Below are 20,375 nucleotides of genomic sequence, written 5' to 3'. Positions count from 1 at the left end.
TGGAAATATCTGCCGGCCAGAAGAAAAAAACCTCGACTATTCCGGAGACATTGCATGACTCGTAACGTGTATCTGTTCGGCACCTGTGTCATCGACCTGTTCATGCCGCAGGCCGGGCTCGACGCCGTGCGCGTGCTGGAAGCGGCCGGCGTCACGGTCCACTATCCGCGCGGGCAAAGCTGCTGCGGGCAGCCCGCGTGGAGCAGCGGCAATCCGGACGAGGCGCGGGCCGTCGCGCGCGCCCAGCTGGACCTGTTTCCCGAGCCCTGGCCCATCGTCGTGCCTTCGGGATCGTGCGCCGGCATGATGTGCAAGCACTGGCCGGAATTGTTCCGCGACGACCCGGTCCTCGGCGCGCGGGCGCGGGCCGTGGCAGCACGCGTGGTCGAATTCGCCGCCTACCTGTTGCACGAACTGCGGTGGACGATGCCCGCCGAGGCGGCCGCGCCGTCCGAGAGCGTCGTCCTGCACACGTCCTGCTCCGCGCGGCGCGAGATGGGCACGCGCGCCCATGGCGTGGCGCTGATCGACGCGGTGCCCGGCGTGACGCGCGTGGAGCACGAGCGCGAATCCGAATGCTGCGGCTTCGGCGGCTCGTTCTCGATCAAGCACGCGGACATTTCCGGCGCGATGGTCAACGACAAGGTCGCGTCCATGCGCGCGACGGGATGCCGCCGCGTGGTGTCGGCCGATTGCGCGTGCCTGCTCAATATCGGCCACGCCGCGCGGCACCAGGAGGCGCCGCTCGAGGTGGAGCACCTGGCCAGCTTCCTGTGGCGCCGGATGGGCGGCGCGGGAGAGCCGGCATGACGGCGCGCGACCGCATCCTGGGCCGCCTGCGCGCGGCCGGCGCGCGCGCGGCGGACGCCGGCGATCTCGAACGCCGCATCGACGCCCATTTCGGCGCCCGCCGCGAGGATCCGCCGCCGGCGGCGGACGTACTGGCCGGGCGCATGCAGGCCGCGCTCGAGGCGGTGCGCGCGCAGGCGTGGTGCGTCGGTGCCGACGCGTGGCCCGCGCTGCTGGCGCAGCGGATCGCCGAGGCGGGCGTGCGCCGCATCGTCGTCGACGCGGTGAGCCCGGAAGGCCGCGCGCTGCGCGCCGCGCTGCCGGACGGCGTCGAGGCGCTCGCGTTCGAACGGCCGCTGGAAGACTGGAAGGAAGAATTGTTCGGCACCGTCGATGCCGGCTTCACCGTCGCCCGTTCCGGCATCGCCGCCACCGGCACGCTGGTGCTCGCGCCCGATGCGAACGCGCCGCGCACCGTGTCGCTGGTGCCGCCGCTGCACATCGCGCTCGTCTACGCGCACACCTTGCACGCCGACCTGCACCAGGCGCTGCACGTGGAGCGCTGGCAGGACGGCATGCCCACGAACCTGGTGCTGGCGACGGGCCCGTCGAAGACGTCCGACATCCAGCAGACCCTGGCCTTCGGCGCGCACGGTCCGCGCTGGACGTGGGTCGTGATCGTCACCGACGCCGGCGACGCCGAGGAGGCAGCATGAGCACGTCCCCATTGCAATTCGTGCCGCCGCAGGATTTTCACGCGCGCAGCCGCGCCGCGCTCGACGATGCCCAGCTGCGCCAGAGTTTTCGCGGCGCGATGAGCTTCCTGCAGGACAAGCGGCGCAGCCAGTTCGGCGACGACGACGAGCTCCAGCGCCTGCGCGACCTCGGCGAGGCCGTGCGCAAGAACGCGCTGGCCAAGCTGCCCGCGCTGCTCGAACGCTTGGAAGCGCAACTGACCGCGGCCGGCGCGCACGTCCACTGGGCCGGCACGCCGGAGGAGGCGAACGCGATCATCCACGGCATCGCGACCGGCCGCGGCGCCAGGCGCATCGTCAAGGGCAAGTCGATGGCGAGCGAGGAGATCGAGCTCAATCACTACCTCGAACAGCGCGGCCTCGCGTGCCTGGAATCGGACATGGGCGAATACATCGTCCAGCTGGCGGGCGAAAAGCCGTCGCACATCGTGATGCCCGCGATTCACAAGACCCGCGCCGACATCGGCGCCCTGTTCGCCGAGCACATTCCGGGCACGGACTACACGGAAGACGTCGACCTGCTGATCCAGACCGGCCGCCGCACCCTGCGCAATGCCTTCGTCGCGGCCGACATCGGCCTGTCGGGCGTCAACTTCGCCGCCGCCGACACGGGCACACTGTGGCTCGTCGAGAACGAGGGCAACGGCCGGCTGTCGACCACCGTGCCGGACGTGCACATCGCCATCATGGGCATCGAAAAAGTCGTGGAAAAGCTGGAGCACATCGTGCCGCTTGCGAGCCTGCTGACGCGGTCCGCCACCGGGCAGGCCGTGACGACGTATTTCAACCTGATCTCGGGCCCGCGCCGCACGGGTGAACTGGACGGGCCGCGCGAACTGCACCTCGTCCTGCTCGACAACGGCCGCACCCAGGCCTATGCCGACGAGGAGCTGCGCGCCACGCTGCAATGCATCCGCTGCGGCGCCTGCATGAATCACTGCCCCGTCTACGGCCGCATCGGCGGGCATGCGTACGGCACCACGTATCCGGGACCGATCGGCGCGATCCTGTCGCCGCATTTGCTGGGCCTCGAATCGACGGCGGATCTCGCCACGGCGTCGAGCCTGTGCGGCGCGTGCGGCGACGTCTGCCCCGTGCGGATCCCGATCCCGCAACTGCTCGTGCGCCTGCGCACGGAGGCCAACCGCAACCCCCACGCCGAGGTCGAGCATCCGCTGCGCGGGCAGGGCGCCAAGTACAGCCGCGGCGAGCGGCTCGTCTGGCGCTTCTGGCGCGGCGCGTTCGGCCGGCCCGCCGTCTACCGCCTGTTCCGCTGGGCCGCCACGCGGCTGCGCGGGATGGCCCCGAAGGACCAGCTCGGCTGGACGAAGTACCGCACCCCGCTCCAGCCGGCGCCGCGCAGCCTGGCGGACCTGCTGCGCGAGCGGGGGCAGCCCCAATAAGAGCGTACTCCAGTAGGCGCGAACGGGTAGGGTGGGCACCCCGTGCCCACCATGCGTTCGCGGACCGGCTTGCGTTTGGTGGGCACGCATTTCATGCCCCCGGCATGAAATGCCCCACCCTACTGGGGTAGGTTCCAAGAAAACATAAAAATTCAATCAATCAAGGAGACGCAACATGGTATGGCAACAGATTTATGATCCGTTCGGCAGCATGGCCCTGTCCACCTTGCTGGCCGCGGTGCCGGTGGTGGTGATGCTGGCCGCGCTCGGGCTCTTCCACATCAAGGCGCACATCGCGGCCGCGCTCGGCCTGGGCGCGGCCCTGCTCGTCGCCGTCCTCGGCTACCACATGCCCGTCGCGATGGCGGGCAAGGCCGCGCTGTTCGGCGGCTTCACGGGCCTGCTGCCGATCGGCTGGATCGTCCTCAACATCATCTTCCTGCAGCAGTTGTGCGAGCAGAACGGCAGCTTCAAGGTGCTGCAGGCGTCGCTGTCCGGCATCACGGACGACCGCCGGCTGCAGCTGCTGTTGATCGCGTTCTGCTTCGGCGCGTTCTTCGAGGGCGCGGCCGGCTTCGGCACGCCGGTCGCCGTGACGGCCGGTATCCTGATCGGGCTCGGGTTCTCGCCGCTGGCCGCGTCCGGCCTGTCGCTGATCGCGAACACGGCGCCGGTGGCGTTCGGCGCGCTCGGCACGCCCGTGATCACGCTGGCCAAGGTGCACGGCTACGACCTGATGGAAGTGACGGCCATGATCGGCCGCCAGCTGCCGTTCTTTTCGCTGCTGGTGCCGTTCTGGCTGATCTGGGCGTTCGCCGGCCGCAAGGCGATGTGGGACATCTGGCCCGCGGTCCTCGTGACGGGCGTGTCGTTCGCGATCCCGCAATACCTGGTGTCGAACTTCATCGGGCCGGAACTGGTGGACATCATCGCTGCCCTCGTGTCGATGGCATCGCTGATCCTGTTCCTGCGCGTGTGGCAACCGAAGACCGTCTGGACCTCGGCCAGCCTGAAGGGCCGCGAACCGGAAGGCGCGACCGGTAAGGCCGGGCGGCCCGCCGCCGCCGCGCAGTATTCGCGCGGGGAGATCGTGCGCGCCTGGACGCCCTGGATCATCCTCACCGTGTTCGTCTTCGTCTGGGGCCTGCCGCCCGTGAAGAATTATTTCAACGGCCTGTTCGCGCCCAAATTCCCGATGGACGGCTTGCACAACCTGATCGTGCGCGTGCCGCCGGTGGTCGCCAAGCCGAGCCCCGAGAGTGCCGTGTACGTGCTCAACCTGTTGTCGGCGACCGGCACCGGGATCCTGCTGTCGGCCGTCGCCGGCGCGCTGTTCATGCGTTACGGCGTGGGCGCGATCGTACGCACGTTCTTCCGCACCCTGTGGCTGGTGCGCTATTCGCTGCTGACCATCGTGTTGATGCTGGCCCTGGGCACGCTCACGCGCTATTCCGGTTCCGACACGACGCTCGGCCTCGCGTTCGCCAACACCGGCGCCCTGTACCCGTTCTTCGGCACCTTGATGGGCTGGCTGGGCGTGGCGATGACCGGGTCGGACACCGCGTCGAACGTGCTGTTCGGCGGCATGCAGAAGGTGGCGGCGCAGCAGCTCGGCCTGGCGCCCAACCTGATGGGCGCCGCGAACAGTTCCGGCGGCGTGATGGGCAAGATGATCGATGCCCAATCCATCGTCGTCGCCTCCACGGCCACGCGCTGGGTCAACCACGAAGGCGACATCCTGCGCTTCGTTTTCTTTCACTCGCTCTCACTGGCCGCGCTGGTCGGTGTCATGGTCACGCTGCAGGCGTACGTGTGGCCGTTTACTTTGCTGGTCATCCGATGAATGCTTCCACGTCTCCTGAAACCCGGGCCGCCGGCAAGAGCGAAGCGCTGGCCGCGCTTTTGGCCGTCCTACCCGACCGCTGCGTGCTGTGGGACCCCGAACAGACGCGCGCCTACGAATGCGACGGCCTCGCCGCCTACCGCCAGATGCCGATGATCGTGCTGCTGCCGGAGAACGAGGCGCAGATCGTCGCCGCCATCGCCGTCTGCCGGCAACTGGACCTGCCGATCGTGCCGCGCGGCGCCGGCACCGGCCTGTCCGGCGGCGCCATGCCGATCGCCGGCGGCGTCGTCCTCTCCACCGCGCGCCTGAACCGCATCGTCAAGCTGGACCCGACTGCCCGCACGGCCGTCGTGCAGCCGGGCGTGCGCAACCTCGCGATCTCGGAAGCGGCCGCGCCGCACGGCTTGTATTACGCGCCCGATCCGTCGTCGCAGATCGCGTGCACGATCGGCGGCAACGTCGCCGAGAACTCCGGCGGCGTGCACTGCCTGAAATACGGCCTGACCGTGCACAACGTGCTGCGCGTGCGCATGGTGACGACGCTTGGGGACATCGTCGAACTGGGCGGCGAGGCGCTGGACGCGCCGGGCCTCGACCTGCTGGCCGTCGCGATCGGATCGGAAGGCATGCTGGGCGTCGTCACGGAAGTCACGGTCAAGCTGGTCCCGAAGCCGCGCGTGGCGCGCGTCGTGATGGCGTCGTTCGACGACATCGTGAAGGCCGGCGACGCCGTCGCCAGCGTGATCGCGGCCGGCATCATCCCGGCCGGCCTGGAGATGATGGACCGGCTGTCGACGCAGGTCGCGGAGGAATTCGTGCACGCGGGTTACGACACGCAGGCGGCCGCGGTCCTGCTGTGCGAATCCGACGGCATTCCCGAGGAAGTCGACGAAGAGATCGCGCGCATGAGCGAGGTGCTCAGCCAGTGCGGCGCGACGGCGCTGGCCGTGTCGCGCGACGAGGCGGAGCGCCTGCGTTTCTGGTCCGGCCGCAAGAACGCATTCCCGGCCGTCGGCCGCATCTCGCCGGACTACTACTGCATGGACGGCACGATCCCGCGCAAGCATCTGGCCCACGTGCTGCAGCGGATCGAACAGATGGAACAAAAGTATGGCCTGCGCTGCGCCAACGTGTTCCACGCCGGCGACGGCAACCTGCACCCGTTGATCATGTTCGATGCCAACGTGCCGGGCGAATTCCACCGCGCCGAGCAGTTCGGCGCCGACATCCTCGCGCTGTGCGTGGAAGTCGGCGGCACGATCACGGGAGAGCACGGCGTCGGCATCGAGAAGATCGATTCGATGTGCGTGCAGTTCTCGCGCGCCGAGCTGGATGCCTTCCTTGACGTCAAGCGCGCGTTCGACCCGGCCGGCATCCTCAATCCCGACAAGGCGATCCCCACCTTGCACCGCTGCGCCGAATCCGGCCGCATGCACGTGCAGCGCGGGCAGATGCCGTTTCCCAACCTCTCGCGCTTTTGACGATGACGACGACACTACAGGAATTCAGCGACCGCATCGTGCAGGCCGCCGCCACACGCACGCCGTTGTGTATCCGCGGCGGCGGCAGCAAGGACTGGTACGGCCAGGACGTGCAGGGCACGGTGCTCGACACCACCGCCTACCGCGGCATCACGGACTACGAACCGACGGAACTCGTGGTCAGCGCGCGCTGCGGCACGCCGCTGGCCGAGATCGAGGCGCACCTGGCGCAGCACGGCCAGATGCTCGCCTTCGAGCCGCCGCACTTCGGCCCCGGCGCCACCATTGGCGGCACGGTCGCCGCCGGGTTGTCCGGGCCGCGCCGCCAGGCGGCGGGCGCCGTGCGCGACTTCGTGCTCGGTGCCGTGCTGGTGGACGGGCAGGGGCAGGTGCTCCACTTCGGCGGCAAGGTCATGAAGAACGTGGCCGGCTACGACGTCTCGCGCCTGCTGGCCGGATCGCTCGGCGTGTTCGGCTTGATCGCCGAGGTGTCGCTGAAGGTGTTGCCGCGGCCGGTCGCGGAATGCACGGTGCAACTGCAGATCACGCAGGACGACGCGTTGCGCCGGCTGAACGAATGGGGCGGGCAGCCGCTGCCCGTGTCGGCGTCCAGCTGGCACGACGGCGTGCTGACGGTGCGCTTGTCCGGCGCGCGTTCGGCCGTGGACGCGGCGCGCACGCGCATCGGCGGCGAAGCGCTGGACGATGCGGATGCCTGGTGGCGCGCGCTGCGCGAGCACGAGGGTGCGTTCTTCACGGACCCGGGCGGCCTGTGGCGCCTGTCGTTGCCGACCGTCGCCCCGTCGTTGGCCGCGCCGGGCACGCAACTGATCGAATGGGGCGGCGCCCAGCGCTGGCTCAGGACCGACGCCGATGCCGGCGCGATCCGCGCGGCGGCAGCGCGGGCCGGCGGCCACGCGACGTTGTTCCGCGGCGGCGACCGCCGCGCCGGCGTGTTCCAGCCGCTGGCACCCGCCGTCCACGCGATCCACCGCCAACTCAAGAATGCGTTCGACCCGGCCGGGGTGTTCAACCGCGGCCGCATGTACAAGGATTTTTAGCCGTGCAAACCAATCTCGCCGATTTCATCCGCGGCACGCGCGACGGCTTTGACGCCGACGCGATCCTGCGCAAATGCGTCCATTGCGGCTTCTGCACCGCCACGTGCCCGACCTATCAACTGTCCGGCGACGAGCTGGAAGGGCCGCGCGGACGCATCTACCTGATCAAGCAGGTGCTCGAAGGCAGTCCCGCCACCGGCAAGACGCAGGCCCACCTGGACCACTGCCTCACGTGCCGCAACTGCGAATCGACCTGCCCGTCCGGCGTGCAGTACGGACGGCTGGCCGACATCGGCCGGCGCGTGGTCGAGCGGCAGGTGGCGCGGCCCGCGGGCCAGCGCCTGTTGCGCACCCTGCTCAAGGAAACCCTGCCGCGGCGCTGGCTGTTCACGCCGGCCATGAAGGCGGGCCAGATGGTGCGCCCGCTGCTGCCGCAGGCCTTGCGGGACAAGGTGCCGGCACGGCAAGGCGCGGGCGTCTGGCCGCGCACGCAGCACGCGCACAAGATGCTGTTCCTGGAAGGCTGCGTGCAGCCGGCCATGTCCCCGAACATCAATGCGGCGACGGCGCGCGTGTTCGATGCCGTCGGCGTGCAGATCGTGGCGGCCCGCCGCGCCGGCTGCTGCGGCGCCATCCGCTGGCACATGAACGACGCGGATGGCGGCCGCGCCGACATGCGGCGCAACATCGACGCGTGGTGGCCGTATCTCGAGCAGGGCGTCGACACCATCCTGATCAACGCCTCCGGTTGCGGCGCGATGATCAAGGAATACGGCCACGCGCTGGCCGACGACCCGGCCTACGCGGCCAAGGCGGCGCGCGTGTCCGCCGCGGCCAGGGACGTCAGCGAAGTGCTGCCGCGATTCGAGGAACGGTTGCGCGCGAAGCTGGCGGCGCGCCCGGGCGGACAGCGGGTCGCGTATCACCCGCCGTGCACGCTGCAGCACGGCCAGCAGGTCCGGGGCAAGGTCGAGGCACTGTTGCGCACGGCCGGCGTCGACGTGCAGCTGTGCGCCGACAGCCATTTGTGCTGCGGCTCGGCCGGCACGTATTCGGTGCTGCACAAGGACGTCTCGCTGCGCCTGCGCGACGCCAAGCTGAAGAACCTGGAAGCGACGGGGCCGGAGCGCATCGTGTCCGCGAACATCGGCTGCATCGCGCATTTGCAGTCGGGGACCGAGGTGCCGGTCGAGCACTGGATCGAGCTGCTCGATCGGGCGTTGGCGTAGGGAAAAGTGGCCGGAAATCAAGCCTTGCAATGCTCGACTCGAGGTCTATACTGACAGCCTGCTCTGTTGCAGGAGGCATTTTATGCAATGTGTTTTGAAGTACCGCAACCAGAACGCGGCCGGCCACAAGAATCCGCCTTCGGCACCGCCGGCGATTCCGCCCATCATCATCAATCCGTTCAATCGCCAGGCCCCGACACCGTCGCCGGCCATCGATCCGCGCAACACGCCGCCCGGCCCGCCCATCATGCCGCCGCGCCGGCCCGATCTGCGCATCATCTAGCTTCTTGCGTTCGTGGGGAAGCGGCGCTTGTCCAGTGCGCCGCGAGCGCCTATGATCTTGCTTCTGGGCGGAAGCCCGCACGACCGAGAATGCAAGAATGAACGACCAATTCCCCGACCACACGCCGGAACAAGACAACGACGCCCCCGTCCAGGAGGCCCGGCTGTGGCAGGGCAACGGCTGGACCGCGCGCGTCATCAAGAACGAGGACGATGAGGGCTGGGCCGTGGCCATGTACAAGGACGGCGAATCCGAGCCGGCCCTCGTCGGCCCCTGGACCATGGGCCGCGACAAGAAAAACCCGAAGCCGCTCGACGTCAACGCCTTCCACACGCTCGTCAAGACGGCCTCCGAAGTGATCCGCCGCCACGAGCAGCAGTTGCACGCGCAATTGCACAAGAGCACCGTCGTGTCCACCGCCGAGGGCGAACTCAAGGTGACCTTGGACATCGTGCCGGACGAGGACAACCCGTACGCGCTGCTGAGCGCATTCGACCAGATGGGCGACCGGATGGCGCAGGTGCGCGTGGAGCCCGGCTTCAAGCTGTCGCCGGCGTCGGCGCAAACCTGGGTCGAGAACGATTTCCGCGCGCCGCGGTAATGTTTTTCCGCGACACAATCCCCGCAAGCGGAGCCTGAGCTGATAAGATTTCCCGAGCGCAATTTTGTTCGATAAGGGGAATCGATGGAAGACCGTCTCGCCCGCCTGGAAGCGGTCCAGGCCATGTTGCTCGACATCGGGCACTTGTCCGCCAGCTGTACCGACATCGGCGAATTCATCGGCGCCGTGCACCGTGCGCTGGGCCGCATCATGTATGCGGAGAATTTCTACGTCACCCTGGCCGAGCGGGAAGACAACACGGTCCGCTTCGTCTACTTCGCCGATTCGCGCGACGAGGGCCCGAGCCCGGACGAACGCGTGACGCTCGCCTCGGCCGAGCAGTCGCCGACCGCGTGGGTCATGCTCAACAAGCAGCCGCTGTCGATGACGGCCGACGAGATGCGCGAGCGCGGGACCGGCATGGTGTGGGGCACGGGCAGCCTCGCCGAGCACTGGATGGGCTGTCCGCTGCTGGACCAGCAGCACGAGGTGCTGGGCGCCATCGTCATCCAGAGCTACCGTCCCGAACAGAGATACGGCGCGGAAGACCAGGCGCTGTTCGAATTGATCGCCAACCACGTGTCGAACGCGCTGCAGGGCTTGCAGAGCATGGACCGCCTCGAGCGCGCCGTGCAGGAGCGCACCCTGCTGCTTGCCCGCGAGGTGGCCGAGCGCCGCCGCGCGGAGCAGGTGCAGCATGCGCTGTACCAGATCGCGGACCTGTCGGCGTCCGCGCTCGAGACGGAGGAGCTGGCGTCGAACCTGCACGCCATCATCGGCGAACTGATGATGGCGAAGAACTTCCTCATCGCGCTCACGCATCCGGACACGGGCGAGATCAGCATCCCGTACTTCGCCGACGAAAAGGACGGCGCACCGCCGCACAAGCGCTTCCCGTTCGGGATGGGCATGGTGTCCTACGTGCTGCAGACCAAGCAGGCGCAGCTCCATGACGCCGGCAGCTTCGCGCGCCTGCACGCGGCCGGCAAGGTGAAGCAGCCGCTGGGGAACACGGACATCGCCAGCTGGATCGGCGCGCCGATGCTCGTCAACGACAAGGCGTACGGCGTGCTGGTCGTGCAGAGCTACGACCCGACCATCCTCTACACGAAGGCCGACCTGGACCTGATGGCCTTCATTTCCAGCCACGTGGCGGTCGCCATCGCGCGCATGCAGGCCGACCGCGCGATCCGCAAGGCGAAAGAGCGCCTGGAACACCAGAACGCCGCCCTCGAACAGGCGCTGCACCAGTTGCAGGAAGCGCAGTCGGAACTGGTGCGCAAGGAAAAGCTCGCGTCGCTGGGCCAGATGGTCGCCGGCGTCGCGCACGAGATCAACACGCCGCTGGGCATCTGCGTGACGGCCACCAGCCACCTCGTGCAGGAACTCAAGCTCACGCGCGAGGAACTGGCGGCCGGCCAGATGACGGAGGACAGCCTGGAAGCGTTCTTCGACATCGTCGACCAGTCGCTGCGCATCATGACCACCAACACGCAGCGCGCCGCGACGCTCGTGCGCAGTTTCAAGCAGGTGGCGGTGGACCAGTCCTCGGACGACATCCGCAGCTTCAACCTGGGCACCTACCTGAACGAGGTGCTGCTGTCGCTGCAGCCGAAGCTGAAGGGCCGGCCGATCGAAGTCGCCATCGACTGCCCCAAGGATCTGCTGCTGGAGAGCTTTCCCGGCGCCGTCTCGCAGATCGTCACGAACATGGTCGTCAACTCGCTGATGCACGGCTTCGAGCGCGACCAGCACGGCCACATCACGATCCACGCGGCGCTCGACGGCGACCAGGTCGTCTTCGACTACGCCGACGACGGCGCGGGCATGGATGCGGAGACGCTGGCCAAGCTGTTCGACCCATTCTTCACGACGAAGCGCGGCAGCGGCGGCAGCGGCCTCGGTGGCCACATCCTGTACAACCTCGCGACCGGGGTGCTGGGCGGTTCGCTGCGCGTGGAGAGCAGCCCGGGGCAGGGCCTGCGCTACCACCTGCGCTTTCCGCGCAAGGCCACGCGTCCCGCGTCGAAGGCGGCCTGAGTCCTACCGGAGCACGTCGGCGACGGCCGCGCACACGCGGTCGACGTCCGCCTCGTTCATCCCGCAGTGCAGGGGAATCGTGACGGTCTCGCGCCTTCGTGCGCGTCGTGATGGCGGCCGCCGAACGATGCCGACAGCGCGCGTTCGAATGCCAGCACGCGCGGGCCGCTGGCGATCCAGCCGCTCTTCGTCGTGTCCGCCATGGCGGCGATGTTGCACGTATGCGCAACGTCGTTCATGACACCTCTTTTTGATGGGGTGACAACTATAATGCTACGCCGAAAGCACTGACTGCCACCAGCAAAGCCGCAGTTCCTGTTGAGCTTCGGTTCAGTGCACGTGACCGCAGCTCTACACCGCCAGTAGAGGTCTTGCGTCTCCGCGATCAACAGATCAACAGATCAACGTCCGTTCAGTGTGGCGTGCTCGTAGTGCGCACCGGAGTGGAACACGTGCACAGCGTTCTCCGCGTCAGGGTTGCCGGAGATGACCTGGTACTGGCCAGGGTGCTCGTCGTGCTGGCGGTAGAGCACGGCTTGACGCCCGTATATATCAGCGAGCAACATCACGTCCCGGTCACGCAGGTAGTAGCCGGGCACCAGCACGCATCGTGAGTAGGCGGCCAGGAACTGCTCGGCGTGCTCGACGACGAGCGGGCGGAAGGTGGCGACCGCCGCGTTCACGTTGTGGCCATATTGCCGCTGGCTTTCGATGAGCTTCTGGAGGGCCGGGACCTCGGCTCCGGCCCGCGCCAGTCCGTCGAGGTTCGCCTCCACCAGACCGCGCAGGTAGACGTAGGGAAGCGCCCGCAGTTGCGCCGAGCGCGCCGGGCCGGCGTTGGCGCGACCAATCACGGCGCGCGCTTCGGCGTCGGACTTCGCGCCTGAGCGCAGCACCTCTTGCACCAGGAACTGGCGCAGCGGCTCGAAGGTCGCCGACTCTCCCGCGATCCCTTCGAGGTAGGCCTGCGCGATCCGCCCGCGCTCGACACCGAGGCGCTGGTAGCGCTGGTTCTCGGCCTCGAGCAGCTCGTGCAGCCGCTGCTCGATCCCTTCGATAGCGCGGAACTCGCGCCACGCGGTGTTTTCGTCAGTCGTGAGCGCCTCGCCCGCGATCACCTTAAGGTATATCTGGCGCAGCAGGTCAGCGATGAGGTCGTAATACGCAGGATGGACGTCCTCTCTGGCGCGGATCGCTTCGGCGAGCTGGACCCGCATGGCATCGGGGTTGGCGTGCCGCATCTGCCCCGTGCCTCCGTCGAACTCGCCGAGCACCGCGTGGATGCCGCAGTCTCCGCCGCCGCCTGTATCGAACACGTCGAGGTTCCTGTCGCCGCGCGGCGCGGCGAACTGCTCGTTAAGCTGCTTTTCCTTCGGCTTCAGCCTGGAGGGAATCGAGCTCGATGGGTTGGTCGGCCCCTTCTTCTTCGAGCTGCTGTTTTGGTCGCTCACCGACGACTCCACCACGACCTGGGGCTTGCCGTCGGGACGCGGGCCGCGTCGCGACGCTTTCTCCCGCGTCCCGAGTTCCTCCTGCGACTGGGTCTCCTCGACAGTGTGCGGCAGGATACCGACGATGCACTTCCCCAGCCAGTACACGACCTGCAGGGCGAGCCGCTGCAGGTCGGCCCGGTAGTCGTGATCGACCGCAGACGCGTTGATCAGGTACTCGGTGATTGCCTCGTGCGCGAGACCGGCGACGCCGTCGAGGAGCTTCTTCTTGTCGACGTTCGGCCCCTGCTTTTCGCGGGCTTTGCACATCTGCTCCGCGCGGTCGCGCAGTGCCTTGAGCCTCCCGAGCCCCACCCCCTTGTAGGTGCCCCACGTGCCGCCCTTGACCGTGGGCTCGGCGCCGTGGGCGATGGCGAACAGGGCGCCGGCCGCGGCATGCCAGCGCCGCGCCTGCATGTCCGTGAGGGTGCTCTCGACCACGCCCTCCCACTGCTCGGCCACGTCAGTGAGGTGGGGGCCGGCGCCGCTCGCGTCGGCCTTGTTGCGGCCGCTGCGGATGAACTGGATCGGCACGCCGAGCGATGCCGCCCACGCGAGCAAATCACGCTTGGTCTCGGCCTTGGGTTTGGGCGCGACCGTCTTGATCGTGTCGGTCTTGAGCAGGCCCTCCTCCCACAAATCGAGGTCGTCCTCGTCGATGATGATCTTCTCGACGTCGCGCGAGAGATCTATCTGCCCGAAGATCTGCCCCTCGATGTACGACAGCGCCGCGCCGCACGCGTGCATCGCTGGGGCCTTGACGCCATCCTTCTGCAGGTCGAGCGCCTTGTACACGATGGCGCGCAAGGTGCCGGGGTCGCAGTGGATGAGCACCCGCGCCATGTGGTCGAACGAGGCGACGCCGCGCACGTTCAGGCCCGTCGGAGGGCCGCCGCGCGAAAGCGCCTTGCCCTCGACCATGTAGTCCTTGCTGTCCATCCCGGTGTACGTGCTGCGTTTGTTTACCTCGTGCTTCCACACCAGGCTCGATTTGCCGTACGCCACCGACGGCGCACCGCCGCTCCGGTAGCCAAGCGGGTTGAGCGCAGCCGAGTGCGGGCGGTCGCCCGGCAGCGACAGCGGCTCGCTCGGCTCATCCACGGCCTTGAGGTACTCGCGACCGCGAAACACCTCGGTCGCGGGGCGCCGCGGGTCCTCGAGCGGATAGGACTCCTCGCCGGTCTCCGACGTCACCTTGATGACCGGCCCCTGCTCCTCCTTCTTGTAGACGCCTTTCGCGTGCTCGCTCTTCGTGCCCTTGATACGGGATTCGAGCACCTCGTCGTACGCCTCTTGCATGTCCTCCGGCACGAAGTGCGGGTGCATCGGCGGCAGGTGGTGCAGGCGCCGCTCGGCCTGGTCGCGCGTGTAGGCGTAGTCGGGGTATCCGTAGTCGGGGTTGAAGATTTTGTTGCTGTCGGCAGTGCCCTGGGTGCGTTCCGCACGGTTCAGGTAGCCCCCGCGCAGCACCGAGAACAAGGCCGTGGTGGGCAGGTTGGTCGTGAGCGTCGAGTTCTGCAAGTGCTTGACGCAGCGCTCGTACGCATCGGGATACTTGCCGAGGTTCTTCACGCCCAACGCGCCGAGCGCCTCGTCGATCTTTTTCTTCGCCGCCTCGATGTCCGCCTTCTCCGTCGATATCGCACTCTTGTCGGCGGTGTTGAGCGCCTCCCGCTGCACGTAGGTCTTGATGGGGTTGCGCAGCACGCGTTCGATGGCGCCGCGGGTCTGGGCGCCTTTGCCGTCCTTGGCCTTCAGGACTTCCGATACCCGCCCGCCCGCGCCCTTCTCGACGCCCATCTCGGCGAGGGCGCCGGCCATCCGCGCCTCCTGCGCCTGCTTGTGTTTGGCCAGCTCGAGGTCGTTCAGCTCGGGGATGTTGGCGCGCTGCTCGGCGCTCACGTTACGCCGAAGTTCCTCGTCGGTCTTCTCGTCCGGGAAGCGGCCGCCGCCGACGACGCGCAGCTCTTGCGTCGACATCGGCAGGAGCTGGCGGTACATGAGCGGTCCCGGCTCGTAGGGGCAGCCGTGATGCTGCGCGACGTCGAGGATCTCGACGAGGCTGTGCGCGTTGATCGGCAGGAGATGACCGATGCTGGCGAGACGGATGTCGAACGGCGACACGGCGGCGCCGAGGAAGCGGTTGGCCTCCATGAACACCTGCGTGTGGCCGGAGGGGCCTGCCTTGAGCGGCAGGCTGAGCGTGCGCATCTGTTCGACCCAGCCATGCGCCTCGTTGATCGCGAACTGCTTGGCCCCTTCCGTGAACTTGAGCTTGTCCTTCGGCTTGCCTATCTTCTGGTGCTGGCTCTCGCGCTCGCTGAGGGGGGCGGTACGCATGTCGCGCGCGCACATGTCGGAGAAAGGACGGGGGTCGCTGGTGATCACGCGGATCGTGTCACGCTCGACCAGGGCCGAGTCCTTGGGCGCATGGTCGGCAAGACTCCGTTCCGTGGGATGCTTGTCGGCGAGCGTCTTGTTGCGCTCGTCGAGCGCCTCGAGATCGAGCTTGGCCTCTTCCGCGATCGCGCGGAACTCGGCGTATTTGTCGCCGTGCGCAGCGGCAAAGTCGGCGCCCAGGATGCGCATGAACTGGTCAACCAGATTCAGGCGTTCACGCAGGTTGCCGCTGTCGATCACGGCGGTGATCGGGCCGACAAGGCCCCGCAGGTCGGTCTCGTCGTCGGCCGACTTGTCGCTCTTTGCCACCGCGCCCGCGTAGGTCGCCTGCCCGGCGAGCGCGGTGTACAGGCGCCGCTCCTCGGCACGCTTGGCCTTGTCGCCCTCGATGCGCGCGAGTTTGGCCTTGATGTAGCCGAGGATCGGCGCACACAGCCTGCCAGCGGCCTGGTTGGCGCGCGGGTGGTTGAAGCAGAAGTGGCCGAGGCGCTTCTCGAACTCCACCGCCCGCTTCTCGAACTCGGGGTCGTCCGCCAGCGACGCGCCGCGCGGCGCGACCAGCGCCTTGTCCTTGCTGCCGAGGATGGCCTTCTCGCCCAGGTCGATCTTGCGATCCTTGGCCTTGGTTTTGGCGTCCTTGCGCTGGATGGATGATCCACTGCCTCCTTGCCGCAAGCCCGGGCGGCTCGGCGTGGGGCGCGGTTTCGTGTCCGCCTCCAGCTGCACGCTCGCAGCCTTCGCCCCCATCACGTCCGCTTCACGCTCAAGCCCCTGATCGTCATTAACCGGAACCGCATCTTTCATCTGCGTCGTCGGCCGCACCCGTCCCTGCGCCTGCTGGACGACGTGCCAGGCTTCGTGCGGCAGATGCTGTTCCTGGCCGGGGCCGAGATGGATGTCGCTGCCCTGCGCGTACGCCAGCGCGTTCAGTTGCGCAGGCTGCGACGAGTTGTAGTGGACCCGGACATGGTCCATCGGCATGCCCGAAAGCGATTCGATCCCACTCTTCAGGCCATCCGGCAGGCCGATACGATTGGGCGCCGCCGGCGCGGCCTTCATCCGCAACTCTTCTTCGTCGGGTTCCTTGCGCTGCAGCGTCCCAAGCCGGCCCTGCAGCGGCGCCTGTTGCGCCCCCCCGCCGAAGATGCCGCTCAATTGGCGCCGCTGCGCCACCATGCGCGGGCTGTCCTGAATGCTCTCGTTCATTGCCCCCAACGCATCCACGCGTGGGCTTTGCGCGATCAATTGCAACAGCTCGTCCTGCGCGCTGGCTTCAGGTCGTTTGTCAGCGAAGGTCGCGTGCGCGTCCGTGCGTCCGGCGGCCGGCTGCCGTTGACGTGTTTCGGCCGCCGGATTCAGGGCTTTCTCTGCTTGCTGCATCTGGCGATCCTTCGCGTTTTGTCAAGGGCCCGGCGACGGGCCAGGCGGCCCGGCTCTGCAGGGGAGGGTTTGCGGGGCATTGTAACCCGCGGCATCACTTGCTCAATGCGCTCCTCGTCATGCAGTAACTGCCGTTCAGGTCCAGCGGTGCCGGCTGCGAGTCGAGTTCCAGCGCGCAGCCGCACTGCCTGGCGTGCCGGATGACTCGCTCCACGTCCAGCTCATACGGCTCGCGCGCAAACAGCAGCCGCCCGGTCAGGTGGCCGAGCGCTTGCTATGTTCTGACCATTGATCCGGATCGGCAGCAACGATGTCGAGGTGAACTCTACGTCATGAATGCCGGCCTAGTGAAGACGGCCCACGAAGGCCCCCTCAGGGGCGGCCAAGAGTTCTTGAAGACCTTGTTGAGTCAAAGCCAAGAAAATCATCGTTCAGCTGGCGCCCTAAGCCTTCACGAACAATTCATCAAATCCGGTCGCCGGATCGAATTCGCGCCGGAACCGGTGCCGCGGCAGCAAGGCCACAAGAATCTCGGCCGTCGTGCGCACGATGCACCCCGGCCCCAGGTGCCCGCCGATGACGCGCCCGCCGTCGTCCGCCACGGACACGTGCAGATGGGGCCCGTCCGGCGACAGCGAGCCGCCCAGCGTGAGGATTTCCAGGTCGCCGCGCAATTCCGTGAACTCCGATCGGCCGGCGAAGCGCAGCCTGGCGACCGACAGGCTGCCGATCCCTTGCAGCACGAAGGCGGCTTCCACGTGGTGTTGTGCGACGAGGGCGTCGAGCACGGCGCGCAAGTCTTGGCCGGCGCCGATCCGCAAAGGCAGGGTTTGCATGTTCACGTCCTCCATGATGGGTTCATTCTACGCCTGGCGCCCATCCACGGCTGCAACCAGAAGTTTCCGTGTGGAAAATGAAAAATGCATATTCTGACCGAAATTTACATTACAAAAAAATAACGAGTGTTGCGATATTTGAATAGTGCGTTCCGTATAAATACGCGTATTATTCTCTGTTCTAGGGAATAACCGTGCAAATAAGCGGAAAATACACAAAGATGTCAACAAAATTCATGATCGGGGCTGTTCTGGGCGTCACACTGTCCGGCTGCGCCGCATTCGTGCCGGTAACCGGGAGTCACTACACGAGCCGGGACGGCAAGGTCGCCATCCACGGCGAATTGGTCGACAGCTCGGATGTCCGGATCTTCGTCAACGGCGACAAGGTCATCGACGATCAGATTTCGCTGCTGCACGGCGACGGCAAATTCGGCGGCACATGGCAGGGCAAGCGGGTCAGCGCCGACTGCAGCACGCCGTCGGGCGGGCAGCTCAATGCCACCCTGTGCACGGTCGCGGTCGCGGGCGAACTGGTCACGCTGACGCTGTAAGGGCTTGCTTCAGCGGTTGCCGGACAGGTTGGAGAGCAGCTCGACCAGCTGGTCGATCTCGTAGGGCTTGGCCAGCACCTGCACGCCCGGGATGACGGCGCGCTGCTCGGTGTAGCCGGTGGCGAGCACCACCGGCAGGCCGGGGCGGCGCTCGCGCAGGATGCCGGCCAGGTCGATGCCGCTCACCTTGCCGGGCATGACGATGTCGGAAAACACGACGTCGGCATCGAGGCCGGCGTCGAGCATGGCGAGGGCCTTGTCGCCGTCCGCCGCCACCATCACGTCGAAGCCGCAGTCTTCCAGGCCGCGCACGACGGCTTCGCGCACGAGCGGGTCGTCCTCGACGAACAGGACGCGTCCGCTGCCGCGGCCGGGGCCCTCGGCGTCGGCGCGTGCCGCCACGGCCGACAGCGGTTGGCGCGAACGCGGCAGATAGATGTCGATGACGGTGCCCGCACCGACCGTGCTCGACAAGGTCAGCCACCCGCGCGACTGGGTGGCGAAGGCGTAGGCCTGGGGCAGCCCGAGGCCGGAGCCCTGGCCCGGCGGTTTCGTCGTGAAGAACGGGTCGAGCGCGCGCGCCTGCACCTCGGGCGGCATGCCCGTGCCGGTGTCGGCCACGCTCACGCGCACGTAGTCGCCGCCCGTGCGTTCCATCGTCGCCTCGAGGGTGCAGTTGCGCGCCTCGATGAGGAGGCGGCCGCCGTCCGGCATGGCGTCGCGCGCATTGATGGCGAGATTCAGCAGCGCCAGGTCGAACTGCACCGGGTCGATGGTCACGGGCCACACGTCGTCCGCGCACTGCACCTCCATGCGCGTGCCCTGGAGCAGCACGCCGCGCAGCAGTTGCACGGAGCCGCGCACCTGCTCGCCCGGGTCGACCGTGAGCAGGCGCGCGTCCTGCACGCGGCCGAACGAGCCGAGGCGCGTCGTGAGCGCGGTGGCGCGGTTCACGGTGCGCTTGCAGGTGTCCACCAGGCTCAGCACCTTGGGCTGGTTCGCCGTCAGGGAGGCCAGCTGCAGCGCGGTCGTCAGCGTCTGCAGGAGGTTGTTGAATTCGTGGGCGATGCCGCCCGTGAGGCGGCCGAGGGCTTCCAGTTTCTGGCCGCGCACGAGGGCGGTCTGGGCGCGCTCGCTGGCGGCGACGGCCGCGGTCACGCGTTGCTCCAGTTCGCCCTGGGCCGCCAGGATCTGGCGGCTGGCCTCGGCCATGCGCTGCGCCACCGCGTCGATCTCGATCACGCCCTGGGGCTGGTAGTGCACCTCGCGGCCGGCGCCCAGGTCTTCCGCGCTGCGGCCCAGGTATTCGATCGGGACGGCGGCGCGGCGCGCGAACCAGCGCGCGGCCACCGAGGCCAGCACGAGCAGCACGGCCATGATGGTGGCCAGGAACATCGCCGCATGCAGCGGCACGCGGCGCAGGTCGGCCGTGGGAATGCTGATGAGGACTTTCCAGTCCGACGCCGGCACGGTGCTGTAGAAGGCCTGCACGGGGATGCCGGCCAGGTTCCTGCTCGTGAACACGCCCTCGCGGTGCGCGGCGAACAGGGATAGCGCCAGGTTGCTGACCGAATGTCCGCGGTAGTGGTCGGCGTCGAGCGAGCGCGCGACGACCTTGCCGTTGCGGTCGAGGATGGTGGCCTGCCACTCGGCGGGGAAGCGCTGTTCCCGCAGCACGTTCTGCAGGGTGGCCGCATTGATGCCCATGGACAGGTAATAACGGATGGCGCCGTCCACGCGCACCGGCACCTGGATGGCGAAGTCGTGGCGGTGCAGGATGGCCGACACGAACAGGTCGGACACGAGCGTGCGGTCGGCGCCGGTCCGCTTCATCAGCAGGTCGATGTTCGACGCGCGCCGGAACGGCAGCGGCGCGCCCAGCGGGGCCCGCGTGTTGAGCAGTTGGCGGCCGTCCAGGCCGATCAGGATGATGCCCGTCTCGTCGCCCGGCGCGAGCGAGCTGGCGTGGCGATAAAAGTTGTCGAAGTCGCCCCTGGCCAGCGCGGGGGAATTCGCCAGCGCGCGCAGGATGCCTTCCTTCGTTTCCAGTTCGTTGTCGACCACCAGGGAGAAGGCGCGCACGGCTTCCTTGACGCTCGTTTCCTGGGCCACCCGTTCTTCCTGGTAGACATACCAGACGGCCAGTATCGCCGCGACAAAGGCGGGCACCAGGATCACGAGGATCAGGATCAGCAGTCGGGTTCGGATACGCATGGGCCGGGTGGCG

Annotated in this window: 15 protein-coding genes; 11 read left to right on the top strand and 4 right to left on the bottom strand. The window is 67.8% G+C overall.

Annotation, left to right across the window (positions count from 1 at the left end; genetic code table 11):
• The first annotated feature begins 54 nt into the window (after positions 1-54).
• The 10 genes from ISF28_RS26980 (at position 55) to ISF28_RS26935 (ending at position 11,488) form a co-directional block, all read left to right on the top strand.
• A complete protein-coding gene (locus tag ISF28_RS26980) occupies positions 55-810 on the top strand; it encodes a (Fe-S)-binding protein (protein WP_198120276.1) in 756 nt (251 codons plus the stop codon).
• On the top strand, positions 807-1,505 hold the full coding sequence (locus tag ISF28_RS26975) for a LutC/YkgG family protein (RefSeq protein WP_198120275.1): 699 nt from the start codon (positions 807-809) through the stop codon (positions 1,503-1,505). Before ISF28_RS26980 ends, ISF28_RS26975 begins: the two co-directional genes overlap by 4 nt.
• A complete protein-coding gene (locus ISF28_RS26970; protein ID WP_198120274.1) occupies positions 1,502-2,947 on the top strand; it encodes a LutB/LldF family L-lactate oxidation iron-sulfur protein in 1,446 nt (481 codons plus the stop codon). The genes ISF28_RS26975 and ISF28_RS26970 overlap by 4 nt, the downstream gene beginning before the upstream one ends.
• Before the next feature lie 175 nt (positions 2,948-3,122).
• Positions 3,123-4,790: an L-lactate permease gene (locus ISF28_RS26965; protein WP_198120273.1), complete on the top strand. Its 1,668-nt coding sequence runs from the start codon at positions 3,123-3,125 to the stop codon at positions 4,788-4,790.
• On the top strand, positions 4,787-6,274 hold the full coding sequence (locus ISF28_RS26960; RefSeq protein WP_198120272.1) for an FAD-linked oxidase C-terminal domain-containing protein: 1,488 nt from the start codon (positions 4,787-4,789) through the stop codon (positions 6,272-6,274). Before ISF28_RS26965 ends, ISF28_RS26960 begins: the two co-directional genes overlap by 4 nt.
• Positions 6,275-6,276: 2 nt before the next feature.
• Positions 6,277-7,335, top strand: a complete 1,059-nt coding sequence (gene glcE / locus ISF28_RS26955) for a glycolate oxidase subunit GlcE (protein WP_198120271.1) — start codon at positions 6,277-6,279, stop codon at positions 7,333-7,335.
• Positions 7,336-7,337: 2 nt separating this feature from the next.
• Positions 7,338-8,564 carry a glycolate oxidase subunit GlcF gene (gene glcF, locus ISF28_RS26950; RefSeq protein ID WP_198120270.1) on the top strand — a complete coding sequence of 409 codons (1,227 nt, stop codon included), beginning with the start codon at positions 7,338-7,340 and terminating at the stop codon, positions 8,562-8,564.
• Between the two features lie 82 nt (positions 8,565-8,646).
• Complete coding sequence (locus ISF28_RS26945; RefSeq protein WP_198120269.1) at positions 8,647-8,847, top strand: hypothetical protein; 201 nt, start codon at positions 8,647-8,649, stop codon at positions 8,845-8,847.
• Positions 8,848-8,944: 97 nt separating this feature from the next.
• On the top strand, positions 8,945-9,448 hold the full coding sequence (locus ISF28_RS26940) for a hypothetical protein (protein ID WP_198120268.1): 504 nt from the start codon (positions 8,945-8,947) through the stop codon (positions 9,446-9,448).
• 84 nt (positions 9,449-9,532) lie between these two features.
• A complete protein-coding gene (locus tag ISF28_RS26935) occupies positions 9,533-11,488 on the top strand; it encodes a GAF domain-containing sensor histidine kinase (protein WP_198120267.1) in 1,956 nt (651 codons plus the stop codon).
• A gap of 56 nt (positions 11,489-11,544) precedes the next feature.
• On the opposite strand, the gene ISF28_RS26930 is transcribed toward ISF28_RS26935, so the two are convergent.
• The 3 genes from ISF28_RS26930 to ISF28_RS26920 all read right to left on the bottom strand — a co-directional run bounded on the left by ISF28_RS26930 (position 11,545) and on the right by ISF28_RS26920 (position 17,594).
• On the bottom strand, positions 11,545-11,727 hold the full coding sequence (locus tag ISF28_RS26930) for a hypothetical protein (RefSeq protein WP_198120266.1): 183 nt from the start codon (positions 11,725-11,727) through the stop codon (positions 11,545-11,547).
• Positions 11,728-11,889: 162 nt separating this feature from the next.
• A complete protein-coding gene (locus tag ISF28_RS26925; RefSeq protein WP_198120265.1) occupies positions 11,890-16,758 on the bottom strand; it encodes an eCIS core domain-containing protein in 4,869 nt (1,622 codons plus the stop codon).
• Positions 16,759-17,201: 443 nt separating this feature from the next.
• Positions 17,202-17,594 carry a PPC domain-containing DNA-binding protein gene (locus ISF28_RS26920; RefSeq protein ID WP_198120264.1) on the bottom strand — a complete coding sequence of 131 codons (393 nt, stop codon included), beginning with the start codon at positions 17,592-17,594 and terminating at the stop codon, positions 17,202-17,204.
• 236 nt (positions 17,595-17,830) lie between these two features.
• On the opposite strand from ISF28_RS26920, the gene ISF28_RS26915 reads away from it, so the two are divergent.
• The gene (locus ISF28_RS26915; RefSeq protein WP_198120263.1) at positions 17,831-18,148 is read left to right on the top strand and encodes a hypothetical protein; all 318 of its coding nucleotides are present in this window, start codon (positions 17,831-17,833) and stop codon (positions 18,146-18,148) included.
• 9 nt (positions 18,149-18,157) lie between these two features.
• Here ISF28_RS26915 and ISF28_RS26910 read toward each other — a convergent pair whose 3' ends face one another.
• Positions 18,158-20,362, bottom strand: a complete 2,205-nt coding sequence (locus ISF28_RS26910) for a hybrid sensor histidine kinase/response regulator (protein ID WP_198120262.1) — start codon at positions 20,360-20,362, stop codon at positions 18,158-18,160.
• Positions 20,363-20,375: the final 13 nt, after the last annotated feature.

Source organism: Massilia rhizosphaerae, from assembly GCF_016093545.1.
GTDB lineage: Bacteria > Pseudomonadota > Gammaproteobacteria > Burkholderiales > Burkholderiaceae_D > Telluria > Telluria rhizosphaerae.
Note: the sequence above shows the minus strand (reverse complement) of the source record. Positions and strands in the feature narration are given on the sequence as shown.